The sequence below is a fragment of the Patiriisocius marinus genome, from assembly GCF_008974325.1.
GTDB classification, from domain to species: domain Bacteria; phylum Bacteroidota; class Bacteroidia; order Flavobacteriales; family Flavobacteriaceae; genus Patiriisocius; species Patiriisocius marinus.
On sequence record NZ_BKCG01000019.1, the window covers coordinates 1 to 5,429 of the forward strand.

Below are 5,429 nucleotides of genomic sequence, written 5' to 3' on the forward strand. Positions count from 1 at the left end.
ATTAATAGTCCCATTTCCGTTAGGAGTTTCTACATTTTCATTATCTGAAATTTCAACACCATCAGTATCAGTATCAGTATCAGATACATCACTAACGTTGTCCATTCCTGTAGGGCTACTACCAATTACTACTGCACTATTTTCAACATAACCTAAATCAAGATCTTCTTGAGTAATAATGTGAGTTACCTCAATTTCAACAATTTCGCCAGGCATCATTGACGCTATAGGGTTAATAAAAGTTGGATCTAATACTGCATTATCATCTGTAACTAATACATCTGTTAATGTTGTATTTCCTGTGTTCTCTACTGTAATTGTATAAGTAATAACATCATTTAATTCACCTGCTCCAGAAACTTCAATTTGAGTTTTTGTCACATTAATCTGGTCATCAGAGGTATATGTAAAAGTTGCTGCATTACCTTCTGCATTAGTACTCCCACCTATTGCTGCAATATTTGCATTAAATCCATTAAACGCTTCCTGTTGTGAAGAATTTTGAATTACTGTTATAGGCATTTGTACTGAAGCAAATGCATCACCTGGTATAATTGTATTTTGGAGAAAAGTTAAAATATTAGTACCAGCATCATAAGATGGTGTAAAATAGTTTAAAAGTGTTCCTGTTATACCAGCGATATCTCCATCAGTAAGTTCAATGTACTGAAGATTTACACTTATTGTAACATTTGGCAATCCAAATGCTGAAGCAGGCACATCAATTCCAGATGATTCTGCAAATGTAAATCCAGCAATCCCTGTCCCATTGTTCTCTAAAGATTCCAATGGGGCTGGATTGATTGTAGCTTCTGGAAGAGACACAGATTGTGACAAACCTGTATATCCTACGATGAAAAACATCGCTAAAAATGCAAACTTTTTCATATTATAAATTTTAACTTTATCCATGATAACCGTGGTTATTATTAGTTGTTATTGTACTCAATATAATCGAAATCATCGTTATTTGAGTTGTTCACCTCTCCACCTGAGAAGTATTTTATTGTTACTTTCACAGGGAATGAACCATTTGTATTTACTGGCGGACTATACACTGCATTAATTCCAATATTAGATGCTGTATTCCCTAAGAACACACCTCCATTACCAACATAGGTAAATTTATATAAAGAAGGGTGACTATCATCAAATGTCCAATCAGCATTACTTACTGGACTACCATTAATAGAAGTCAATGTAGGATTATAAGTAATAACTAAATCTGAATTCTTAATGATTCTTAATTCTACTGGATCAGTACCATTTGAGAATCTATTATTATATTCAGCTACAAACACTCTAAAGTCAATAATTCCAGAATCACCAATTATAGTAGTATTACCTGTAAAAATTGTTGGTCCAAAATCTGGCAAATCTCCTACAATATCAGTATCCGTAATTGGGTCTGGGTTAGATCCTGTTACGTCAAACTCATCGTCATATGTTACAGTAACAGTATTACCAGATTGCGTGTTAAACACACCGTCTTCATCTGTACCTGCTGAAGTACCATAAGTAGTATCTACTGTTCCTTCAAAAACTCCTGTATCAGGACCAGTTTCTGTAAGAGTAATTGTTTCAATTTCACCAGTATTATCATTAACAACAACCACATCAATAGTTTCTGTAACTAATGGATCTTCATTTAAATCATTATCTGTAACAACTATATCAAGTGTATCTCCAGGAATTGAAGTATCAGTAATATCCACTGTTCCTGTTACACCACCTTGTACGATATCTGTATCTGTTACTGGATCTGGATCTGACCCCATTACATCAAACACATCATCATACGTTACAGTAACTGTATCGCCTGCCTGTGTATTAAATACGCCATCATCATCTGTTCCTGCTGTAGTACCATAAGTAGTATCTACTGTTCCTTCGAATACTCCTGTATTAGGACCAGTCTCTGTTAGTGTAATTGTTTCAGATTCTCCTGTTACATCATTAACTACAACTACTTCTATAGTTTCTATTACTAATGGATCTTCGTTTAAGTCATTATCTGTAACTACTACATCAAGTGTATCTCCAGGTACTGAGAAATCTGTGATATCTACTGTTCCTGTTATACCACCTTGAACGATATCTGTATCTGTTACTGGATCTGGATCTGACCCCATTACATCAAACACATCATCATATGTTACAGTAACTGTATCGCCTGCTTGAGTATTGAATACGCCATCATCATCTGTTCCTGCTGTAGTACCGTAAATAGTATCTACTGTACCTTCAAAAACTCCTGTATCAGCACCAGTCTCTGTAAGTGTAATTGTTTCAGACTCTCCTGTTACATCATTAACTACAACTACTTCAATTGTTTCAATTACTAATGGATCTTCGTTTAAGTCATTATCTGTAACTACTACATCAAGTGTATCTCCAGGTACTGAGAAATCTGTGATATCTACTGTTCCTGTTACACCACCTTGTACGATATCTGTATCTGTTACTGGATCTGGATCTGACCCTGTTTCGTCAAATACATCATCATAAGTTACTGTAACTGTATCTCCTGCTTGTGTATTAAACACACCATCATCATCTGTTCCTGCTGTAGTACCATAAGTAGTATCTACTGTTCCTTCGAATACTCCTGTATTAGGACCAGTCTCTGTTAGTGTAATTGTTTCAGATTCTCCTGTTACATCATTAACTACAACTACTTCAATTGTTTCTATAACTAATGGATCTTCGTTTAAGTCATTATCTGTAACTACTACATCAAGTGTATCTCCAGGTACTGAGAAATCTGTGATATCTACTGTTCCTGTTATACCACCTTGAACGATATCTGTATCTGTTATTGGATCTGGATCTGCCCCCATTACATCAAACACATCATCATAAGTTACTGTAACTGTATCGCCTTCTTGTGTATTAAACACACCATCATCATCTGTTCCTGCTGTAGTACCGTAAGTAGTATCTACTGTTCCTTCAAAAACTCCTGTATCAGCACCAGTCTCTGTAAGTGTAATTGTTTCAGACTCTCCTGTTACATCATTAACTACAACTACTTCAATTGTTTCTATAACTAATGGATCTTCGTTTAAGTCATTATCTGTAACTACTACATCAAGTGTATCTCCAGGTACTGAAAAATCTGTGATATCTACTGTTCCTGTTACACCACCTTGTACGATATCTGTGTCTGTTACTGGATCTGGATCTGATCCTGTTTCGTCTAATATGTCATCATAAGTTACTGTAACTGTGTCACCTGCTTGAGTATTGAATACACCATCATCATCTGTTCCTGCTGTAGTACCGTAAGTAGTATCTACTGTTCCTTCAAAAACTCCTGTATCAGGACCCGTCTCCGTAAGTGTTATTGTTTCAGATTCTCCTGTTACATCATTAACTACAACTACTTCAATTGTTTCTATAACTAATGGATCTTCATTTAAATCAGAATCATCAACTACAACATCAAGCGTATCTCCAGGTACTGAGAAATCTGTAATATCTACAGTTCCAGCAACTCCTCCTTGTACAATATCTGTATCTGTAAGAGTTTCTATTAAACCATCTTCGTTTAACTCATCAATATATGTAACTGTTACAGTATCTCCTGATTGCGTATTGAATACTCCATCATCATCTGTTCCTGCTGTAGTACCGTAAGTAGTATCTACTGTTCCTTCAAAAACTCCTGTATCAGGACCCGTCTCAGTAAGTACGATTGTTTCAGATTCTCCTGTTACATCATTAACTACAACTACTTCTATAGTTTCAGCTACTAAAGGATCTTCATTTAAATCCGTATCCGTAACTGATACATCTAATGTATCTCCAGGTATAGAGAAATCTGTAATATCCACTATTGCTGGTTCACTTACAGTATATGTAAATACTGCTGCATTTCCTTCTGCGTTAGTTACGCCATCAATTGAAGCAATATTTGCATTAAATCCATTAAAAGCTTCTTGTTGAGAAGAGTTTTGAACAACTGTAAAAGGCATTGCTACAGATCCAAACCAATCCCCTGGAATTTCAGTAGATTGTTGGAAAAGAATTATATTCGATGCAGCATTATAACTTACCGTAAAGTAATCTAATAATGTACCAGTAATTCCATTTACATCTGCATCAGTTAATTCCACATATTGTAAATTAACACTAATAGAAACATTCGGCATTCCAAAAGCAGTAGCCTGTACTGCTATACCAGAAGATTCTGCAAATGTAAATTCTCCTACTCCTGTACCATCATTAGCAACTGATTGCATTGGGGCAGGGTTAATGTTAGCTTGGGGTAAAGACACAGATTGTGCAAAACCAACATAAGATAGCAAGCAGATTAATATTAAGGGTAAAGTTTTATTCATGATACTGAAATTTTAATTTTAGTTAAGTATTAGGCTTGTATTAGTTATTGTTAAATTCAATGTAATCTAAATCGTCATTGTTATTGTTATTTATTTCTCCACCTGAGAAGTATTTCACAGTAACTTTAATTGGGAAAGTTCCATTTGTACTTGCAGGAGGATTATAAACCGCATTGATCCCTATATTTGAAGCAGTAGAAGCTTTAAAGAGCCCGCCATTTCCAATATATGTAAATCTGTGCAAAGATGGGTTTGAATCATCATACACCCAATCAGTGTTGTTTACTGGTATTCCATTAAGAATATCAAGTGTTGGATTAAATGAAATTATAAAATCTTCATTCTTAATTATTCTTAATTCTACAGGTGATGATCCCTTAGAGTTTTCATTAGCATATTCAGCTACAAACACTCTAAAGTCAATATTTCCAGTTTCTCCTATAATTGTTGTATTACCAGTAAAAATTGTTGGAGAAAAATCAGGAATTAACTCCTTACCTACTGAAAGATAGACAGTAGCTTCATCACACGCTTGTGGTGTTCCATTATCACATACACTGTATACAAAACTATCCGTTCCTACAAAGTCAGGATTTGGTGTATATTCAAATGTACCATCAGCATTCAATACTAATGTTCCATTTTCTGGACCAACTACCGGTGTGGTATTCACCATCTGATCATCACCTTCTGGATCTGTATCATTATCTAATACATTTCCTTCAATTGGATTATCAGTAGTAGTATAATAAGCATCATCATTTGCATACGTATCATTTTCATCGTTATCATCAGGATTAACAGTAATTGTTACAGTTGCTGTATCACATAATACTGGAGAACCATTATCACAAATTTCATATGTGAAAGTATCTTCTCCTGTAAAATTAGGATCTGGTGTGTAAGTTACTGTTCCATCAGGATTAAGAACTGCTGTACCATTTGCTGGATCTGTTACTGAACCTGGCGTTACAGCAATCATATCTCCATCAGGATCAAAATCATTTGATAACACTACAACATCTACTGGCTCGCCAACTTCTGTTGTATTTGTATCATTATTTGCAACAGGTGGATTGTTCTGAT

3 protein-coding genes are annotated in these 5,429 nt (G+C 35.0%); all 3 read right to left on the minus strand.

All coding sequences use genetic code 11. From position 1 onward, the window contains the following. Positions 1 to 888 (minus strand): CLIPPER-2 domain-containing protein (locus GBH57_RS15850; protein WP_161596115.1); only part of this gene is annotated, 888 nt, incomplete at its 3' end. A 41-nt stretch (positions 889 to 929) separates the two neighbouring features. Further along, positions 930 to 4,343 (minus strand): beta strand repeat-containing protein, encoded by a 3,414-nt coding sequence (locus GBH57_RS15855; RefSeq protein WP_151675477.1) that lies wholly within the window; start codon positions 4,341 to 4,343, stop codon positions 930 to 932. A 40-nt stretch (positions 4,344 to 4,383) separates the two neighbouring features. Next, the coding region (locus tag GBH57_RS15860; RefSeq protein WP_151675478.1) for an Ig-like domain-containing protein at positions 4,384 to 5,429 on the minus strand (1,046 nt) is incomplete at its 5' end.